Origin of the sequence: Limnoglobus roseus (assembly GCF_008254045.1) — a bacterium.
GTDB lineage: Bacteria > Planctomycetota > Planctomycetia > Gemmatales > Gemmataceae > Limnoglobus > Limnoglobus roseus.
Genome location: NZ_CP042425.1, coordinates 5747253 through 5766520, shown reverse-complemented (window position 1 = coordinate 5766520; position 19268 = coordinate 5747253). Strand labels below are relative to the sequence as shown.

Genomic DNA, 19268 nt, shown 5'->3' with positions numbered 1-19268 from the left:
TTGATCACCGTCCCGCGACGTCGGCCACCGGGCTCTCCCGGATGGTCACTTGGTCGACCTGCTTCTTGTCCCACGCCTGGACCGCCAGCCCGTGCGCCTCGAAGAACGCCCGGACGCGGGCCGTGCCGCCCCACCCGACCACGTCTTCGAGCACCGGCACCAGCACGCTCAGTGCGTTGTCGCTCAGCACCGTCCGCCGAGCAATGGGGGCGATGTGCTCGTTCTCCGACACGGCCACGGTGAACCCGTCCCGGCGGTTAACGTGCAGCATCACGTGGACGTCCGAACTTCCGTCGCCCACGTACACGATCCGGTCCGGGGTGATCTGAAGACGCCGCTGAAGTCCGTCCAGCACGACCACCTTGCCGTAGCCGGCCGGGAGCCGGGCTACCGACCGGATCTCCCCGGTGGTCGGGGCGTATTCGAACTTCGTCCCGTGGACGTTCTCCGGCGGGACGAGGCCGGCGAGGGCCGACCGCACCACTTCTTCGGGGGCGGCCGAGACAACGTGGAAGGCGAACCGGTGGCCCGGGATGCCAGCGTCCAGGATCCTCACCAGGGCCGGGATGTTCGCCTTCAGCCGGATTCGGCGGCCGACTTCTTCCAGGTGTTCCCGGCGGACGCACCGGTACTCCGGGTCGTGGAGCAATAGGTAGGCCAACTCTCCGCCTTGTTGGACCAGGTGGGCGGCAGAAAGCCCGTCAACTTTCGCCCGAAAATCGGGCCGGCCGAGCAACTCGCTCAGCGCCTCGCCCGAGTCGTTGAAGCTCAGAGTCTGGTCGAAGTCGCTGGCCAACAGGTACTGCTTCGCCGGCGGCTCGCCTGCCTTTGGGCCATGCTCCGCACCACTCACGTCGTCGGCCGGCATGGGTGTAAATCGCAGCACGTCATTTCCTCCTTCGAGTACGGCGGGCGGTCCAGATGGGGAGGTTCGCCGCGGCCCGTCGCGGTCCATCTCCGACACTCGAACTATAGACAAGACACGCCACCACGAGTTTACAGGCTGGCAAAGTTGATAAAATACCTGTCATGACTACTGTTCCACCTGTCAAGGGTCGGTTCCGATGCCTTCTGAACCGAAGCACCGGTTGATCTCCCGGGAATTGCTGGCGGAGATCGCCGCCGACAAGTACGCCCCATCCGGTCGGCTGCCGAGCGAGTCCCAGTTGGTCGCACGGTTCGGGGCGTCCCGCCCGACCGTGGCCCGGGCGTTGCGCGACCTGCAAGAGCAAGGCCTCATCGAGCGGCGGGCAGGGTCCGGTAGTTTCGTCCGCAACCGCCCGTCGATCGCCCCGAATGCCCTCCGTCAGTTCGGGCTGCTCATCCCCGGACTGGGCACGACCGAGTTCTTCGAGGCCGTGTGCGGTGAACTGGCTAGCCTCGCCCGGGTCCACGAATACGGGCTGTTCTGGGGCGGGGGTTCCCTCTCCGGGTCGCAAGCCGACGCCACCCCGGAGGCGGCCGAGGACCTGTGCGGTCAATTCGTCCGCCGGGCCGTGAGCGGGGTGTTCTTCGCCCCGGCCGAGCAGTCGCCGTCTTCCGACGCGGTGAACAACCGGGTGACCGAACAACTTCAGAAGGCCGGGATCGCGGTCGTGCTGCTCGACCGGGATGTCGTCCCGTTCCCGGCCCGCAGCGGGTTCGACCTCGTCGCGGCGGACCACTTCGCGGGCGGGTTCCTACTGGCCGATCACTTGCTCAAGCTGGGTTGCCGGCGGCCGTGCTACCTAGCCCGCCCGCTGTCGGCCCCGGCGGTCGCGGCCCGGATCGCGGGCGCGCGGGAGGCGATCCTTCGGCACGGGATGGCCGTCCCGGTGGACTTCGTTCGTGTCGGGGACCCGGACGACCGGGCGCTCGTCCGGGGGCTGACCGGCCGGGGCGGGGCGGACGCCATCCTGTGCGCGAACGACCACCTGGCGGCCGAACTCTTGCGGGCCCTCGGGCGGGAGGGGGTGAAGGTGCCGCGGGACGTACGGGTCGTCGGGTTCGACGACGTCCGGTACGCGACACTCCTGTCCGTGCCGCTGACGACCGTCCACCAACCGTGCCGGGAGATCGCGGCAACGGCCTTCCGCGCGATGCTCGACCGCGTGGCCGATCCCGGTCTGCCGCCCCGCGGGATCGCCCTGTGTCCCCGGCTGGTGGTCCGGGAGTCGTGCGGGGCCTACTTGCCGAGGGCGTAGTCTGTCGCACACGACCGGCCGCTTTGGTGAGTGGCTCATCCCAGCGGGGCCATGTACCGAGGTGAGCCGTCTCAATGGTTTGAGTGGTGCCAGAATGCATCAGGCGAACGTCCTCGGCACGGCTGTCGGGACCGTACCTGATTCGCAAGTCCGATCCTTAGCCGACGGCGGATAAAAGGCAGGCCCCGATCGTTGATGGCGAAGCGAGAAGGCGCAGACCGACACGGGTTGCTATGTTGTCGGCATCGGGTTCGCGGCGGAGAGGAGATCATGGCGCGACTGGGGCCGGCAAGCCGGTGGGTGGAAACGCACGACGTACTGTTCGTCACCCTCGACACGCTGCGGTACGACGTGGCGGCGGCCCTGCACGCGGCCGGCCGCACGCCGAACCTGTCGCGACACTTGCCGCCCGACGGATGGGAGAAGCGGCACACGCCCGGCAGCTTCACCTACGCCGCGCACGCCGCGTTCTTCGCCGGCTTCCTGCCGACCCCGGCCCGCCCCGGCCGCCACCCACGGCCGTTCGCCGTCCGCTTCCCCGGCAGTGAGACGACGACCACCGACACGTTGGTCTTCGACGCCCCCGACATCGTTACCGGCTTTCGCGGCCGCGGTCACCACGCCATCTGTGTCGGCGGCGTTGGGTTCTTCAACAAGCAGTCGCCGCTCGGCACCGTCTTCCCGAACCTGTTCGACGAGAGCCACTGGTCGCCGGAACTCGGTGTAACGGACGCGCGTTCGACCGAGCACCAGGTGAACCTCGCGCTCGATCGCATCGCGGCCGTTCCCACTCCCCGGCGGGTGTTCCTGTTCTTAAACGTGTCGGCGATCCATCAGCCGAACCGCCTTTATTTATCTGGGGCCGAGGAAGACTCGCTCGACACGCACGCGGCGGCCCTGGAGTACGCGGACGGCCACCTCGGTCGGCTGTTCGACGGCTTGCGGCGGCGCGGGGCGTGGGCGGTGATCGTCTGCTCCGACCACGGGACGGCCTACGGCGACGACGGGTACACGGGGCATCGACTCGCCCACCCGGTCGTGTGGGAGGTTCCCTACACCGAGTTCATCCTGGAAGGAACGCGATGACCGTGACCGACCGGCATCCCATCTTGGCCGGGTCGCCGTACGGCGGGTACGTGTACGCCTACCCGCACAAGACCGCCTATCGGCCCCTGGTTCTGCCGCGGCCGCTCGCCGACGTGTGGGCGGGCGAACCCCGATCGAGCCTGTCGCTGTACGTCCACGTGCCGTTCTGCACGATGCGGTGCGGGTTCTGCAACCTGTTCACTACGCCAAACCCGACGGACAGCCTGACGGCCCTCTACCTGGACGCCCTGCGGAGGGAGGCCGACGCCGTGCGGGCGGCGGTGCCGGACGCGACGTTCGCGCGGTTCGCTATTGGTGGGGGCACACCGACGTATCTAAAAGAAGCCGACCTGGACGCGGTGTTCGACATCGCCGGCGTGGACCCACGACGGGTGCCGACGGGCGTCGAAGTGTCGCCGGACACGGTGACGCTGGGGAAGGTCTCGCTCTTGAAGGCCCGTGGCGTTTCTCGCGTGAGCGTCGGCATTCAATCGTTCGTGGAAGCGGAGGCGGCCGCGTCCGGTCGGGCCCAGTCGCGGCGGGATGTGGACGCCGCGCTCGCACTCTTGGGCGGGGCCGGCTTCCCGACCCTGAACCTGGATCTCATCTACGGCCTGCCCGGCCAGACAGTATCGACGTGGCTCGCTTCGCTCCGCGAAGCCCTGACGTATTCGCCGACGGAACTCTTCCTGTACCCGCTGTACGTCCGCCCGCTAACCGGCCTCGGTCGGTCGCGGAAGGCGTGGGACGACGAGCGGCTCGCCCTCTACCGGGCCGGCCGCGATTTGCTCCTCGAAGCTGGGTACGCGCAGGTGTCGATGCGGATGTTCCGCCGCGGCCGCGAACCCGGCGGGCCGAGCTACTGCTGCCAGGAGGACGGCATGATCGGCCTCGGCTGCGGGGCGCGGTCGTACACTCGCAGCCTGCACTACTCGCACGAGTACGCCGTCGGGGCAAAGAACGTGCGGGCCATCATCGCCGACTACTTGGCCCGCGACGCGGATCAGCTCGCCACGGCGTCGCACGGGTTCGCCCTGGACGCCGACGAACGCCGCCGGCGGTACGTGCTTCAGTCGATCCTGAACGCCGACGGCCTCGACGCGGCCCGGTACGCGGCCGTGTTCGACACAGACCCGGCCGCCGACTTCCCGGACCTCCCCGCGTTCGCGGACTTGGGACTGTTGGCGTTGGCCGACGGCCGGTGGGTGCCAACGCCGCTCGGCCTGGAGCGGTCGGACGCCCTGGGCCCGTGGTTCTTCTCAAGCCGGGTGCGGACACGCTCCGGGGAGTACGAGCCGCGATGAACTTGTCGATCCTGTACCGCGGGCCGCTCGTCAGTTGCAATTACGCCTGCCCGTACTGCCCGTTCGCGAAGCGAACCGAGTCGACCGCCGAACTCGCCCACGACCGCACCTGTCTGGAACGGTTCGTCGGCTGGGCCGGCGGCCGCACGGCCGACACCCTCGGCGTGCTGTTCACGCCCTGGGGCGAGGCCCTGGTCCGCCGCTGGTACCAGGACGCCCTCGCGGCCCTCACGCGGATGCCGCACGTCCGCCGCGCCGCGATTCAGACGAACCTGTCGTGCAAGCTCGACTGGGTCGAAGGCTGTGACAAGTCCCGGCTCGCCCTGTGGTGTACGTACCACCCCGGCGAGACGACCCGCGACCGCTTCTTGGCGAAGTGCCGCGAACTGATCGCCCGCGGCGTCCGCTTCAGCGTCGGCGTGGTCGGATTGAAGGAGCACCTCACCGAGATCGCGGCGGTGCGGGCCGCGTTGCCGCTGGACGTGTACCTGTGGGTGAACGCCTACAAGCGAGAGCCAGATTACTACCCGGCCGACGCGGTTGCGGAGTTGACCCGCATCGACCCGCTGTTCCCGGTGAACAACGTGTACCACGCCAGCCGCGGCCAATCGTGCCGGGCCGGCCGCAGCGTGATCGCCGTGGACGGCGACGGCGTCGTTCGCCGCTGCCACTTCGTGAAGGAGCCGATCGGCAACCTCTACACCGCCGACTTCGAAGAGTGCCTCGTTGAGCGACCGTGCCCGAACGCGACGTGCGGGTGCCACATCGGCTACGTCCACCTCGACCACCTTGGCCTGTACGACACGTTCGGCGACGGCGTGCTGGAACGCATCCCCCTCGACCTACCGACATCGTCCCAGAGTCGGTGATCGGGTAACTTCCCTCCACCCCACCCGGAGACCAGTCATGTGGCGACAAGGTGACGTGTACGTCGCGGAGGCGAAGAAGGTGCCCGCCGGCGCGAAGGTGCTACCGCATTGCACACTCGCCGAGGGCGAGGTGACCGGGCACAGCCACCGTGTGGCCGAGCGGGACGGGGCGACGCTGTACTCACACAACGGGTCGCTGTTCCTCGTGGTCACGGCCGACGCGGTGACACTCATCCACGACGAACACGGGCCGATCCCCCTGCCCCGCGGCACTTATCGCGCCTGGCAGCAGCGGGAGTACAGCCCCGAGGCGATCCGCATCGTCCGCGATTAACCCCGAACCCCGGAGCCGAACATGCCCCGCACCGCCGTCGCCGAACCACTCATCGCGGAAGAAGTCGCCGACCTCATCCGCGCCGGGGAAGCCCCGCCGGACTTGAAAATCGACGACCCACTCGTGGTCGAGAACACCGCGTTCCTGCCGTCCGGCCTGACCGTCCGCAAGTTGACGCTCGCCAACTGCCCGGACCTGGAAGAACTGCCGGCCGACCTCCGCGTTCGCCACCTGGAAATCCGCGACTGCCCGAAGCTGCGGACGCTGCCGGCCGGCCTCGCGTGCCACGAACTGAAGGCTCAATCGTCGGCCCTCGTGGAACTACCGGACGGCCTCCAGGTCGAGTTCCGCCTCGACCTCCGGGGTTCGACGGCACTCGTCCGCCTGCCGCGGGGGCTGAAGATCGGCACGCTGATTCTCGCCGGGTGTACGGCTCTCGATGAACTGCCCGGCTGGCTGGAAGTGACCTTCCTCGATCTGGAAGGTTGCACCCGCCTCACCGGCTGGCCCCGCGGGCTGGTCCTGCACTGCGGGCACCTCAATCTCGTCCGCTGCACGGCGCTGACGAGCCTCCCGCCGGTCCGCGACCTCGCCCGGCTCGACCTGCGGGAGTGTTCGCGAATCACGAAGTTGCCGGCCGGCCTCGGCGTGCGGTCGTGGCTAGACGTGGCCGGGTCGGGCCTGACAAACCTGCCGAAGTCGCTCGCCGGCGTGCGGCTGCGGTGGCGGGGTGTAACCGTCACCGAGCGGATCGCCTTCCGCCCGGAGACGATCACCGCGGACGAAATCCTCGCGGAACAGAACACCGAAGTGCGGCGGGTGATGCTGGAGCGGGTCGGGTTCGAGTGGTTCTTCGAGCGGGCAAAGGCCGAGACGCTGGACGCCGACCGGGACGCAGGCGGCGAGCGGAAGTTGCTCCGCCTCGACCTGCCGGGCGACGAGCCACTGGTGTGCCTGTCGATGGCGTGCCCTTCGACCGGCCGCCGGTACGTCCTGCGGGTGCCGCCGAAGACGAAGTCGTGCCGCCACGCCGCGGCGTGGATGGCCGGCTTCGACGACCCGGCCGACTACGATCCGCTCATCGAGACGTGACCTCGTCTTCCAGGGCCACCAACTCTGCCTCGTGCGTGTCGAGGCCGTCGCACAACAGGCCGGGCAGGAAGTCACCGAAGGCGTTCGCCTCCAGGATCGCGTGCCGGCGGAAGCCGGGGGTGAACGCCAAGTCGATCCCGACGTGGTGACAGCCGCCGAACACCGCGGCCGCACGCCGGCAGTCGGACATCGCGACCTCCCACTTCTCCGCGGGCAATTCCTTCCGCAAGTCTGCCGCGTCGGCCCGCTCGTTCAACAGATGGAGGTTCGTGATCGGCGTGTCGCTGAGCCGCACGACCGCGTGCCGGTCGCGGCCGGCGATGACGAGCACCCGCAGGTCGCACCCGCGGCCGCGAAACGTCGCCTTCGGCAGCCACTCTTCCACCTGCACACCCTCCGCACAGAGCGTGTCGAACAAATCGGTCACATCGGCCGGCAATTCGTACCGCCGCAACCGACGGCTGTTGAACATCAGCACCCGGCCATCGCGGCGGACGAGTTCGACGGTGGTCGTCGCCATCATGCGGTCGCGGCCGAGGGCAAACGCCACGACACCGGAACCGGACGACCCGCACGCCAACTTGACGAACACCCGTTGCCGGCCGGCAGCCCGCATCGTGGCGAGCAGTTCCTCGAAGGATTGCGGCGAACCGAGCGGCGACGGAATGGGCACACCGGCGGCCGACAGCATCGACTGGCACCGCCGCTTGTCGAACAGGTCGATCACGTCAGCCGGGCGGTTCAGGCACCGTACCTGCGATGAAAGCTGCCCCTCCAACTCGCGAAGGACTGCACGGAAGCCGCGGTACCATTGACGCGGGTGGAGGATGCGGCCCTTCTCGAACGGCAGTTGTCCGGCCGCAGTCGCGGAGATGCGGTCGGCCTGCGGGTGGTCGTCGTCGGATTCGTCGGCCCCGCGAGCGAGTAGAGCCTGTTCGACTGCGAAATCCTGACCGGGAGATTCGAGCCGCAAGAAGTCCGGGCGAGCGGGGGGCGTCAGCCCCCTGATTCTCTTCCACACGGGACCAGAATCAGAGGGCTGACGCCCGCTCGCCAAGTCTAACCACGGCACGACGACGGCCGGCGGCCAACCGCGGCGGGCGAGGGCGGCCTGGAAGGCGACCACTCGCTTGTGGCCGGGATTGGCGACCAGCGTCAGCCGCCGGCCGGTCACTCCGAAACCGTGACGTACCGATCGTCCTCGTCGGCTTCTTCGCGGTCGCTCAGGTCCACCTGCACGCCGAGTTGTTGCAGCCGCTCAGCCATCGCGTCGGAGATGTAGTTGTGGTGCAAGTCGAGGTGCCGCAGTTTCGCGACACCGGGGCTGGCGAGCAGGGCCTCCGCTCCCACATCATCGACGTTGCCGAGCGACAGGTCGAGGACTTCGAGGCGGGCGAGCAACGGCGACGCCACGATCGCCTGTGCGACGGCGTTGGCGATGCAGCTGTTCCGCAGGCCGAGCTGCTTGACCTTCGGGAACAACTTACCCGACAGAAGCGGGGCAAGCGGATCAACCGTGTCGATTCCGCCGTAGCCGTCGTCGCCGAGCCACAACTCCAAGTGTTCCAGCCGCGGCAGATCCGCGGTCCACACCTCGCCGAGCACGTCTTCGCTCAGGCCGCCACTCTCGATCGCCAACCACCGCAGGTTCGGGTGCGAGAGCTTGCCGAACGTCAGGCCCGTCGTACCGCGGATGCGAAACTGCTCCAGTTTTGGGAACGCCGGCAGCAGCGGCGACACGTCGCCGTGTTGAATCCACGACATCTCGCACTCTTCGCAGGTGATGTCGCCGAAGAACAGAGCCGTCAGGTTCGGCATCCGGTCCTTTGCCCCGATCAGGGCTTCCACAATCTCGGCCGACGATTCGAGCATGTCATCGGACTCCCACGCACCGACCACGAGGGCCGTCAGTGTCGGCCCGCCGTGGTCGGCCAGGAAGCGGTCAAGCAGTTCCGGGAAGGTCGGCCAGTCGTCGTACCCGAGCGTGAGCCGGTAGACGCAGCCGGCCGGGCCGGGCGAACTGGGGGCGTACTCGCGGACCGGCCGCCCGGCGAACGTGTCGTAGTGGCTGGAGATCGTCATGCGTCACTCCGAGGCGGTGATGTAGCGGTAGACTTCGTCGTCGTAGCGATCTTCCTTCTTGCGATCCCGCACGTCGAGCTTCACCTTCAGCTTCCGGAGTTCGCGCAGGACCGGGTCTGAAATGTAGTGGTGGTTCAAGTCGAGTTTCTTCAACTTCTTCACGGCCGGGGCCGCGATCAGGGCCTTCGCGCCGTCGTCGCTCAGATTGCCCAGCGACAGGTCGAGCGTGTCGAGGCGGTCGAGCAACGGCGACTTGGCGACGGCCGCGGCGACTGCGTCGGCGATGGCGGAGTTCTTCAGGCCGAGGTATGACAGGTGTGGGAACTTCTTGCCCGCGAGCAACTTTTTCAGGGGGGCGACGGTGTTGATACCGCCGTAGTTCGACGTGCCGAGCCAGAGTTCCAGGTGCTCCAGCTTCGGCAGCTTGGCCGCCGCCACTTCGTCGATCAGTTCGGCCGGCAGTCCACCACTCTCGACGGCCAGCGACTTCAAATTGGCGTGTTTGAGTGTGCCGAAGGTCAGATCGCTGGTGCCGCGAATGCGGAACTCTTCGAGTTTCGGGAACGCCGGTAGCAGCGGCGACAGGTCGCCGTGACCCATCCACGAGATTTCGCACTCCTCGGCGGTCACGTCGCCCAAGAACAGGGCGGTCAGGTTCGGCATTCGGCCTCTCGCCCCGATCAACGATTCCACCACCTCGGTCGAGGAGTCGAGCGGGCTGTCGGAGTCCCACGAGCCGACGACGAGAGCCGTCAAGCCCGGCCCGCCGTGGGCCGTCAGGAATGCGTCGAGCAGGTCGGGGAAGGTCTGCTCGTCATCCTCGAATTCGACCGCGATGCGGTAGACGCAATTCGCCCGCGACGGCTTGGCGTCCGGGTCGAAGCCGCGGACCGGGCGGCCGGCGAACGTCTTGGTGAGTTTGGAAATGCCCATCGGTATCCCCCGGTGAAAGGTTTCGGGGATGATAACCGGCCGCAGCGGTGCCGTCCACGGTCCGCCTGCGCGTGTCGGCCCCGACAGGCGCGATCCAGTCACGGGGCAACACGTTCACAAGGGACAGTCGAGAGCCAGATATGCGCTGATCGGCCGGGCGGAAGCCGAAAACGAAGGACGTGCATCCGATGGCATCAGGACTGACGTTGCACCCAGTGGAAGAAGCCGAGTTCCTCAAGTGAAGCACGCAGGCTTCGCGTCTGCTCTATCGTCAAGTTCGTGTTCGGCAGTCGGGCGGGGCCGACCTCGACGCCGAGGAACCCCATCACCGCCTTCGCCGCGCCCATGTAGCCGTACCCGGCCAACAGGTCGATGAGCTGGACCGAGCGGAATTGTTCGGCCCGTGCCGTCGCCACGTCGCCGCTCGCGAACGCCGCGATCAGCCGATGGTAGACGGGGGCGGCGAAGTTGTAACTGCTGCCGACGCCGCCCGCACTGCCGAGCGCCAGGGCCGCCAACAGGTACTCGTCCACGCCCCAGGGGATGTCGAACCGGCCGTCCTGGGCGCGCAGGCACTTCTGGTAGGCCATCAGGTCGGCGTTCGTAAACTTGATGCCGGCCAGGGTCGGGATGCGGTCGGCGGCGACGGCCAAGAAGTCGGGCATCGGGAACTGCACGCCGGTCAGCACCGGGATGTCGTAGAAGTAGAACGGCACGCCCGGTGCGGCCCCGGCGACCTCTGCACAGCAGGCCACCAGCGCGTCGAGCGTCTTCGGCTTGAAGTAGCTGGGGGCCAGGGCGGCGATGGCGACCGCCCCGAGTCGCTCGGCCTGAGCCGCCAGCGTCCGGGCGTCGGCCAGGCAGTTCGAACCGACGTGAACGACGACACGCAGGTCCGAACCATTCGCCACGTCCGCCCACCGTTGGGCCAACTGCAACCGCTCGTCGATGGCCAGCGAATGGCTCTCGCCGGTGCTGCCGCCGATGAAGGCCGTGCGGACCCCGGTGGCGAGCAGGTGTTTGGCCTGCTTCTCGACGACCCGCAGGTTCAGTGCGCCGGCCGCGTCGAACGGCGTGTGGGTGGCGGCGACGAGGCCGTGAAGTTTGACGGTCAAGGGATGCTCTCCGTGGCGGCGAGGTCGGGGCGGGGTCGAATCAACAGCACTAACACGACGGACACGATGGCGGCGGCGGCGAACACGCCGAAGATCACGTTCAGGGGTACGTTCTGGTCGCGGAGGATGCCGAACCCGAAATCCGCCAGCCCGCCGCAACTGATGCTGACGAAGTTCATGATGCCGTAGCCGGTCGCCCGCAGGTCGGGACGGACGATCTGCGACAGGATCGGCATGTTGTTGCAGTCGAAGAACCCCCAGCCGATGCCGAACAGGATCAGGAAAGCGACGGCGACGCTCAGCGTGCCGGCATTCCCGACGCCGAAGATGGCTGGGACGATCAGGCTCATGCCGATGGCGCTGACGAAGATTCGCCCGCGATCGTGCCGTTGCATCCAGCGGTCGGCCAGCCAGCCGCCGAGGACGGCCCCCGCGATGGCCGCGACCTGCCAATACACCGTGGCCGCGACCCCGGCCTGACCCTGACCGATTCCGAATTGTTCCTTGAGAATCGCCGGCATCCAGTCCCGCACCACCCAGCCCGCCAGGGCCGGCAGAGTGAAGTAGAGAACGAGCAGGACGAACGCGAAGTTGGAAATCAGTTCCCCGACCGCTCGGTGCGGAGGCGTGGCCGCACGGGCCGAAGCGGCCGGCTTGGGGGCGTCTCGCAACAGCAGCAGTAGTGGCAGCGCGTAGGCCATGCCGAAGATCCCGCAGGCGACGAACGCGGACCGCCAGCCGAGGGCCGGCTCGTCCGCCACGTACCCGCCGAACCCCCCGGCGATCACCCCGAAGTAAATGGCGATCTGGTGCATGCCGACGGCCCGCGAGCGGGTGGGGCCGGTGTGGTAGTCCGTGATGAGGGCGAGGGCGGCGGGGATGTAGAACGCCTCGCTGACGCCCATGAACGACCGCGCCCAAAGGAGTTCGCCGTAAGTCGTCACCTGCCCGGTCCACCACGTCACCGCCGACCAGGCGAACAGGCTGCCGCAGATGGTGAACCGCCGACTAAACCGATCCGCGATGTAGCCGCCGATCGGACTGAGGAAAGCGTAGACCCACTTGAACTGCCCGAGCATCAGCCCCCAATTCCGCTCGGTGCCGATGTCGGGAATGTCCCCCATGACGGACGACTTCATCGCCGCGAGCATCTGGCGGTCGAGGTAGTTCACTAGGGCGACCGGCATGAGGAGCAGAACGACCAGCCACGCCGTTCGGGAGAAAGTCGGCATGACAGGTTACTCCTTCTTCGCCGGGGTGAAGGTTGACACGTCTGGCGAGCGTACGCCAGGCCGCACCTCGCCGCTCGGGATCACCCACGACTTACCCCAAGCCACGCTCGGCACCGTCACTCGCGGCGCGGCCAGTTCGCCGGCTTCGGCCCACCGATCGGCCTTCGCGTCGTAGCGGAGGACCGTCTTGCTGAAGCCGCGGTGCTGATCCGGGGCGGCACCGACCTGTGTGCCGTCGTCGCCACCGAGGATGAAGAAGCCGCTGCTATCGGTCGGTGCCGGGGAGGGTGCTGCCGCGGCGGGCCGGGGCAAGTCCGCGATTGGCTTCCAGCCGCTAGCGGGGTCGTAGCGGTAGGCGTCCTTAAGGTACTTCCGTTCCGCCCGACCGTCCTTCCCGGCGACCAGATCGACGCCGCTCACGAGCCAGAACGCGCCGTCGAACCCGGCGGCCACGGCAAGCATCCGCCCACCGCCGGGACACGCCTCGACCGACTCCCACTTCGGCCGGGTCGCCGACAGGTCAATCCGGTAGACGGCTGTTGCCGTGCTCGTGGCATCCGGCTTCTCCTGCCCACCGGCGACGTAGAACGTCTCGCCGACCATCGCCCCAGAACCGTTGGCGAACGGCTTCGGCAGAGCGGGAAGTTCGGTCGTGACGAGCTTGCCGCCCTTCCATTCCAGCCGGAAGGCATCGGGGTAGTGCCGCTCCGCATCGCTGCCGCCTACGCACACAACCCCGGTGCCGTGCGTCACGCTCACGCCGTAGCCCAACGGCCGGGGCAGTTTGCCGGCGAGTTGCCACTTTCCGTCCGGCTTCTCCAACACGAATACTCCGTCGTACCACACTTTCCTGCCGCCGTCCCACGGCTTCTTATCAGGGAAGTTGGCACCACCGGCGACGACGAGTGCCCCGTTGCTAACGCCCGCGAAAGGCCCAGCGAACCCCTCGCTATCGGGAAGTGGTGGGAAATCTGCACCCTGCCCGTCGGAGGCCAGTAAGACCGTAATCAGTGCCACCCACGCACCCTTCATCGCTCATCCTCCCACGGCAAGGTACCGCTCGGGTCGTTCCCCAAAAAATCCAGTCAGCTTCAGAATTACCCTTGACATCGAGAGACAGATTTGTCAAGATCGATCGTGTTCGAACATGATCGAACACGATCGATCTCAATGCAGTTTAGAGAGGTTGAACCCGCCGTGCAAGACACTCTCTCAGAAAAAACCTACCGCGAATTGCGCCGCCGGGTGCTAGCCGGCGAACTCGAAGCCGGTTCCCAATTGGTGAACCGCACCCTCGCCGAGACGATGGAGGTGAGCCTGGCCCCGGTGCGGGAAGCGATTCACCGGCTTGCGACCGAGGGGTTGGTGGAGCACGTCCCCGGCGCGGGGGCATTCGTGCGGAAGGCGAGCGGGACGGACCTGGAAGAACTGTACGTCCTCCGGGAAGCGGTCGAGAGTTGCGCCGCTGCCGAAGCGGCCCGAAACATCACGCAAGCCCAACTCGACGAACTGGACGATGTGCGGCGGGAGTTCGAGGCGATCCTCACCACGATCCGCCGTCAAAGGGGGCAGTCGGCCACGGATGAGATGCTCGACCGCTGGCTCGACTGCGAGGAGCGGTTCCACCGGATCGTCGTGGAGGCCGCCCGGAATCGGCTGCTGGCGAAGGTGATCGACGACCACACCGCCCTCGGACAAGTGTTCGGCGTGCAGCGGCACCGGGCCGCGATCCTGACGCTGGCGGTGGCCGAGGAGACGTGCCGGGATCATGCCGCCATCGCCGACGCCATCCGCAGTCGTGACGCGGACGCGGCCCACCGACTGATGAGCGTCCACATCCGCAAGGGTCGCCGGACCGTGTCGGAGTACCTGCGGAATCAGAAGCGAAATGAAAGTTAGTCGTCAGTTTCATTACTCGTTTTCATTCGGAGGCCTTTCATGAATGTTCGTCGCGGGTTCACACTGATCGAGTTACTCGTCGTCATCGCGATCATCGCCATCCTCATCGGCCTGCTCCTGCCGGCCGTGCAGAAGGTCCGCGAGGCGGCGGCGCGGGCCAAGTGCCAGAACAACCTCAAGCAGATCGGGATCGGACTGCACGCCTATCACGACGCCAACGGCCGGTTCCCGGCCGGGGCAACGGTCGCGAACGGACTGAGTTGGCGGGTGTACGTCCTCCCCTACGTCGAGCAGGACAGCCTGTACAAACTGTTCGACCTCGGTGCTGGCGCATGGAACGGCGGGACGAACCGGGAAGGGCCGAACAAGATGGTCCACGCCCTCAACCGAATCTCGGTGTTCAACTGCCCGAGCGTCCCGGTTATCCAGGCGTCGAACGGGTCGAGTACGCTGGTGGACGGGCGAAAGACGTTCACGTCGGACTATCACGGCGTCGCCGGCCCGAAGGGGACGAACCCGGTGACCGGGGCCGCCTACGCGGTCGATGCGAACCCGACCGGCAACGGCGGCTTCGCCCTCCAAGGCATTCTGGGCAAGGACACGAAAACCCGGTTCGCCAGCACCATCGACGGCACGTCCAACACGCTCATGGTCGGAGAGGTCTCGGTGAAGTGGAACAGCAACATCCTTGAAAGCGACGGGGCCGACTGGGTCCGCGGCATGTCGGGTAACGGGATGGCCGGTTGCCGCAACGTGCAGAACGCCATCAACACCCCGTACACCGGGGTTTACAACGACATCAGTTTCGGCAGCCCGCACAACGGCGGGGCGCAATTCGCGATGGGCGACGGGTCGGTGCGGTTCGTGCAAGCGACGGTCGATCTGGTCGTGCTCAAGGCGACGGCGAGCATGGACGGCGGCGAAATCCAGATCGCGAACTAACCCCTTCACCGCTTCCCCGAAGAGGAAATCCCATGCGTTCGAGGTGCTGTCGGCCCCGTGCCGCGTCTCTGGGGCTGGTCTTTGGTGTGTTGCTGTTCAGCGGGTGCGGTGGCACACTGGATAACACGACCCACGTCAGCGGGACTGTCACGTTCGACGGCAAGCCGCTGCCGGCCGGGATGATCGTGTTCGAGCCGGACCCGGCCAAGGGCAACCGCGGCCAGCAGGGTCACGCCGACATCAAGGACGGGCGGTTCGACACGCGCTCGTCGGGCAAGGGCGTGGCGATCGGCCCGCAAGTTGTTCGCATCACCGGTGGGGACGGGGCGAATCCGGAGCCGTTCACGCCGTTCGGCAAACTGCTGTTCGAGGAACACACGGTCCGTCTCGACGTGTCCAAAGAGCCGTCGGCGTTCCAACTCGACGTGCCCAGCCCAAAACACAAGAAGAAGTAATCGGTACCGAGGAAGGCCGCTCATGAATCCGCGATTCGTCCTGTTGCTCGTCCTGCTGGTTCCCCTTCCGTGCTCGGGGGCCGACCCGGAGACGGTGGACGTGTTCGTACCGAAGGCGGACGGGTTCAAGTCCATCCGCATCCCCGCCGTCGTCGTTTCGAAGAACGGACACGTCCTGGCGTTCGCCGAAGGGCGGGCCGCCGACGCGGACCAGGCTAAGAACAAGATCATCCTGAAGCGCAGCCCGGACGGCGGGAAAACGTGGGGCAACGCCGCGGTCATCGCCACGGACGGGGACAAGGCGCTCAACAACCCGTGTGCCGTCGTCGAGCGCGAGAGCGGGTTGGTGCTGCTCGTGTACCAGTCTTACCCGGCCGGCGTTGGCGAACGGAGCGGCACAATCCAGCCTGGCTACGACGGCGAGGCGGTCGTCCGCAACTGGCTCATCACCAGTGCCGACGACGGCATCAGTTGGACGAAGCCGCGGGACATCACGAAGCAAACGAAGCGCGAGAAGGTGGTAACGACCGTGGCCGGCGGGCCGGGCATCGGCATCCAGCTTCGCCACGGCTCGCACGCCGGCCGTCTCCTGTTCCCGTTCAACGAGGGGCCATTCGGGGTGTGGAACATCTACGCCATCTACAGTGACGACAAGGGAAAGACTTGGCAGATGGGCGAAATCGCGCCGGGGGCGCTGATTGACGCCGGGAAGGACAAAAAGACAAGTCTGGTGAACGAGGCGCAGTTCGTCGAGTTGCAGGACGGCTCGATCCGGTTCAACGTGCGGCGGTGGGCCGGCAAGGCCGTGCGAAAGACGTGCGTCAGTGCGGACGGCGGGGCCACCTGGACGAAAGTTGAGGACGTGCCGGACTTGGCTGATCCCGGCTGCATGGCGTCGATTGTCCGGTACACCGACCCCGCCGACGGGAAGAGTCGCCTCCTCTATTCCGGCCCGCAAAGCACCAAGCGAGAGAACGGCACCGTCTGCCTGAGCGACGACGAGGGCAAGACGTGGTCGGTGAAGCGCGTGCTGTGTCCGGGGCCGTTCGCCTACTCCTGCTTGGCGGTGCTTCCGGACGGCAACATCGGCTGCCTGTACGAAGCCGAAGGCACGAGCAAGGTCGTGTTCGCCCGCTTCCCCCTCGACTGGCTTGAAAAGAAGGGTCGGTGAGTTGTGGACGTGACGACCCCGGACGGTCGAGCCGCACTTACCGCCGTCTATCGGGACGCGCTGCTCGGCGACGTGATCCCGTTCTGGCTGCGGCACGGGCTCGACCGCGACCACGGCGGCTACCTGACTGCCCTCGACCGCGACGGCACGGTGATCGACACCGACAAGTCGATCTGGTTCCAGGGCCGCGGGGCATGGACTTTCGCCACCCTGTACAACACGGTCGAGCAGAACCCGGCGTGGCTCGACGCGGCGAAGAGTGGCATCGAGTTCCTGCGGCGGTGCGGGTCGGCCCCGGACGGCAAGTTGTACTTCACCGTGACCCGCGACGGCCGACCGCTGCGGATGCGGCGGTACGTTTACAGCGAGTCGTTCGCGGCGATGGCGAACGCGGTGTACGCGAAGGCGACGGACGACGGGCAAGCCACCGAGGACGCGATGCGGTACTTCGACGCCTACCTCGACTACTCGTTCACGCCGGGCCGGATGCCGGCCAAAGTCGAACCGGCCACGCGCCCCACGAAGGGCGTCGGCCCGCTGATGTTCTGCCTGCTCACGGCCCAGGAACTCCGCGAACAGCTGGGGGACGTCCGCGTCCGGGGCCGAAGCTGTACGGAGTGGATCGATTGGAGTATCGGCGAGATCGAACGGGACTTCCTCAAGCCCGATCACGAAGCCTTGATGGAAGTCGTCGGCTCGGGCGGCGAAATCCTCGACCACTTCGACGGCCGGCAACTGAACCCCGGCCACGCCATCGAGTGCGCGTGGTTCATCCTCCACGAGGGGAAATTGCGGAGCGACCCGCGACTCGTCCGGCTCGGGCTGACCATCCTCGATTGGATGTGGAAGCGGGGCTGGGACGACGAATTCGGCGGCGTCTTCTACTTCCGCGACTTGCGGGGGCTGCCGGTGCAGGACTACTGGCACGACATGAAGTTCTGGTGGCCGCACTGCGAGGTGGTCATCGCCACCCTGCTCGCGTGGACGCTGACCGGCGACGAAAAATATGCCCGCTGGCACCGCCAGGTCCACGACTGGAGCTTCCGCCACTTCCCCGACCCGGAGTTCGGCGAGTGGTACGGATACCTGCACCGGGACGGACGAGTGTCGGTGCCACTCAAGGGGAACCTGTGGAAGGGACCCTATCACCTCCCGCGGATGCTGTGGTACTGCTGGAAACTGTTGGACGCATCCAAGGAAGCCGACGTGATCGCGAAGGGTCGCGGTTCTCGACCAGCCACCTGAACCGCCGGCTCGCTGTCACCGGCCGATCCCTAGAATGAGAGCCGAACCAGGCGATTCGCCTGCCGCCCCTCCACCGGACCGAACGCGGAGGCTCTTGCATGAACCCGTCGCGACGAACCTTCCTCGCGGCCTCGTCCGCCGCGCTGGCCGTCACCGCCCCGACCGCGCGGGCCGCGGCCGACGGGCCGTTCCAATTCCGCAGCCCTCCCGTGCTGACCAACCCCACGCCAGATGGCGTCACCGTCCTCTGGGCCACCAGCGGCCCGGCCACCGGTTGGATCGAGTATGGCGAGACCGAACGCCTCGGGTCGAAGGCCGGCGGGGCGACGGACGGCTTGATGCCCTTCGACGAGCGGGTGTTCAAAGTCCGCCTCGCCGGGCTCAAGCCGGGTTGCCGCTACTTCTACCGGGTTCACGCGGTGCGGATCGACTTCCGCGGCCCGTACGACATCCGCCGGGTCGGAACGGATGCCGTGGCGAGCGAGGTCTACCGCTTTACCACGCCCCCGGCGGACCCGGCCGAAGTCCGATTCACAGTGTGGAACGACACGCACGAGGTGGCCGACACGCTCAAGGCGTTGCACACCGCCCACCAGAAAGAGCCGGGCGACTTCCTGCTCTGGAACGGCGACCAGACGAACGACATCACGACCGAGGAGCGGATGGTCGCCCAGTTCCTCGCCCCGGCCGGGCAGCCGTTCGCCGCGACCGTGCCGTACTACTACGTCCGCGGAAACCACGACGTGCGCGGGCCGGGGGCACGACACCTGCCGCGGTTCACCGACGGGCCGCTCTACTACTCGTTCCGCCGCGGGCCGATGGCGGCACTCGTCCTCGATACAGGGGAGGACAAGCCGGACGACCACCCGGTCTACGGCGGCCTCAACGACTTCGCGGCCTTCCGCACCCTTCAAGCCGAGTGGCTGGCGAAGGAGATCGAGAAGCCGGAGTTCCAGTCCGCCCGGTTCAAGGTCTTGTTCTGCCACATCCCCCTGTGGTGGAAGCGGGAGAAGAACACCGGGGATTTCTGCGGCGACGGCCGGGCGAAGTGGCACGATTTGCTCGTCAAGGCCGGCGTGCAGTTGGTGGTGTCCGGCCACACACACGAGCCGGCGTGGCTGCCGGCCGAGAAGGGCCGCCCGTACGGCCAGTTGATCGGCGGCGGCCCGAAGCCGACGGCCGCGACGTACCTCCGCGGCCACGCCACGCGGGACGGCCTCACCGTAACTCAGTTCAAGTTAACGGGCGAAGTGCAGTACACCGTCAAGATTGGATAGCCGTCTCCCGGCCCGTTCAGCCCGGCTTGCAGGCGCGCCAGATACGGCC

19 protein-coding genes are annotated in these 19268 nt (G+C 67.2%); 12 read left to right on the top strand and 7 right to left on the bottom strand.

Annotation, left to right across the window (positions count from 1 at the left end; translation table 11 throughout):
- Positions 1-4: 4 nt before the first annotated feature.
- Entirely contained in the window at positions 5-886 is an 882-nt protein-coding gene (locus PX52LOC_RS24330; RefSeq protein ID WP_218575155.1) for an HAD family hydrolase, read from the bottom strand.
- 178 nt (positions 887-1064) lie between these two features.
- Between PX52LOC_RS24330 and PX52LOC_RS24325 the strand changes: the two genes are divergently transcribed.
- The 6 genes from PX52LOC_RS24325 to PX52LOC_RS24300 all read left to right on the top strand — a co-directional run bounded on the left by PX52LOC_RS24325 (position 1065) and on the right by PX52LOC_RS24300 (position 6868).
- Positions 1065-2183 (top strand): GntR family transcriptional regulator, encoded by a 1119-nt coding sequence (locus PX52LOC_RS24325; protein WP_149112516.1) that lies wholly within the window; start codon positions 1065-1067, stop codon positions 2181-2183.
- Between the two features lie 270 nt (positions 2184-2453).
- Complete coding sequence (locus PX52LOC_RS24320) at positions 2454-3269, top strand: STM4013/SEN3800 family hydrolase (RefSeq protein WP_149112515.1); 816 nt, start codon at positions 2454-2456, stop codon at positions 3267-3269.
- A 2-nt stretch (positions 3270-3271) separates the two neighbouring features.
- Positions 3272-4573 carry an STM4012 family radical SAM protein gene (locus PX52LOC_RS24315; protein ID WP_390637563.1) on the top strand — a complete coding sequence of 434 codons (1302 nt, stop codon included), beginning with the start codon at positions 3272-3274 and terminating at the stop codon, positions 4571-4573.
- Entirely contained in the window at positions 4570-5442 is an 873-nt protein-coding gene (locus tag PX52LOC_RS24310) for an STM4011 family radical SAM protein (protein ID WP_149112513.1), read from the top strand. Before PX52LOC_RS24315 ends, PX52LOC_RS24310 begins: the two co-directional genes overlap by 4 nt.
- Before the next feature lie 37 nt (positions 5443-5479).
- Positions 5480-5776, top strand: a complete 297-nt coding sequence (locus tag PX52LOC_RS24305) for a hypothetical protein (RefSeq protein WP_149112512.1) — start codon at positions 5480-5482, stop codon at positions 5774-5776.
- A 21-nt stretch (positions 5777-5797) separates the two neighbouring features.
- Positions 5798-6868 carry a DUF6745 domain-containing protein gene (locus PX52LOC_RS24300; RefSeq protein WP_149112511.1) on the top strand — a complete coding sequence of 357 codons (1071 nt, stop codon included), beginning with the start codon at positions 5798-5800 and terminating at the stop codon, positions 6866-6868.
- On the opposite strand, the gene PX52LOC_RS24295 is transcribed toward PX52LOC_RS24300, so the two are convergent.
- The 6 genes from PX52LOC_RS24295 to PX52LOC_RS24270 form a co-directional block, all read right to left on the bottom strand.
- Positions 6855-8042 (bottom strand): STM4014 family protein, encoded by a 1188-nt coding sequence (locus PX52LOC_RS24295; protein ID WP_149112510.1) that lies wholly within the window; start codon positions 8040-8042, stop codon positions 6855-6857. The two genes, PX52LOC_RS24300 and PX52LOC_RS24295, sit on opposite strands and share 14 nt — an antisense overlap.
- The gene (locus tag PX52LOC_RS24290; protein ID WP_168219175.1) at positions 8039-8950 is read right to left on the bottom strand and encodes an STM4015 family protein; all 912 of its coding nucleotides are present in this window, start codon (positions 8948-8950) and stop codon (positions 8039-8041) included. The genes PX52LOC_RS24295 and PX52LOC_RS24290 overlap by 4 nt, the downstream gene beginning before the upstream one ends.
- A gap of 3 nt (positions 8951-8953) precedes the next feature.
- Positions 8954-9883, bottom strand: a complete 930-nt coding sequence (locus PX52LOC_RS24285) for an STM4015 family protein (RefSeq protein WP_149112509.1) — start codon at positions 9881-9883, stop codon at positions 8954-8956.
- Between the two features lie 194 nt (positions 9884-10077).
- Positions 10078-10998 (bottom strand): dihydrodipicolinate synthase family protein, encoded by a 921-nt coding sequence (locus PX52LOC_RS24280; protein ID WP_149112508.1) that lies wholly within the window; start codon positions 10996-10998, stop codon positions 10078-10080.
- Positions 10995-12230 carry an MFS transporter gene (locus tag PX52LOC_RS24275; protein ID WP_149112507.1) on the bottom strand — a complete coding sequence of 412 codons (1236 nt, stop codon included), beginning with the start codon at positions 12228-12230 and terminating at the stop codon, positions 10995-10997. Before PX52LOC_RS24275 ends, PX52LOC_RS24280 begins: the two co-directional genes overlap by 4 nt.
- Before the next feature lie 6 nt (positions 12231-12236).
- A complete protein-coding gene (locus PX52LOC_RS24270; RefSeq protein WP_149112506.1) occupies positions 12237-13262 on the bottom strand; it encodes a galactose oxidase in 1026 nt (341 codons plus the stop codon).
- Positions 13263-13427: 165 nt separating this feature from the next.
- Here PX52LOC_RS24270 and PX52LOC_RS24265 point away from each other — a divergent pair, with 165 nt between their 5' ends.
- From PX52LOC_RS24265 to PX52LOC_RS24240, 6 genes are all read left to right on the top strand, one after another.
- Positions 13428-14129 carry a GntR family transcriptional regulator gene (locus PX52LOC_RS24265; protein WP_218575154.1) on the top strand — a complete coding sequence of 234 codons (702 nt, stop codon included), beginning with the start codon at positions 13428-13430 and terminating at the stop codon, positions 14127-14129.
- Positions 14130-14168: 39 nt separating this feature from the next.
- The gene (locus PX52LOC_RS24260; protein ID WP_149112504.1) at positions 14169-15071 is read left to right on the top strand and encodes a DUF1559 domain-containing protein; all 903 of its coding nucleotides are present in this window, start codon (positions 14169-14171) and stop codon (positions 15069-15071) included.
- Positions 15072-15103: 32 nt separating this feature from the next.
- Positions 15104-15526, top strand: coding sequence for a hypothetical protein (locus tag PX52LOC_RS24255; RefSeq protein ID WP_149112503.1), 423 nt, complete (start codon positions 15104-15106; stop codon positions 15524-15526).
- Between the two features lie 22 nt (positions 15527-15548).
- Complete coding sequence (locus PX52LOC_RS24250; RefSeq protein ID WP_149112502.1) at positions 15549-16697, top strand: sialidase family protein; 1149 nt, start codon at positions 15549-15551, stop codon at positions 16695-16697.
- Positions 16698-16700: 3 nt separating this feature from the next.
- Entirely contained in the window at positions 16701-17942 is a 1242-nt protein-coding gene (locus tag PX52LOC_RS24245) for an AGE family epimerase/isomerase (RefSeq protein ID WP_390635491.1), read from the top strand.
- A gap of 98 nt (positions 17943-18040) precedes the next feature.
- Entirely contained in the window at positions 18041-19219 is a 1179-nt protein-coding gene (locus PX52LOC_RS24240) for an FN3 domain-containing metallophosphoesterase family protein (RefSeq protein WP_149112500.1), read from the top strand.
- Positions 19220-19268: the final 49 nt, after the last annotated feature.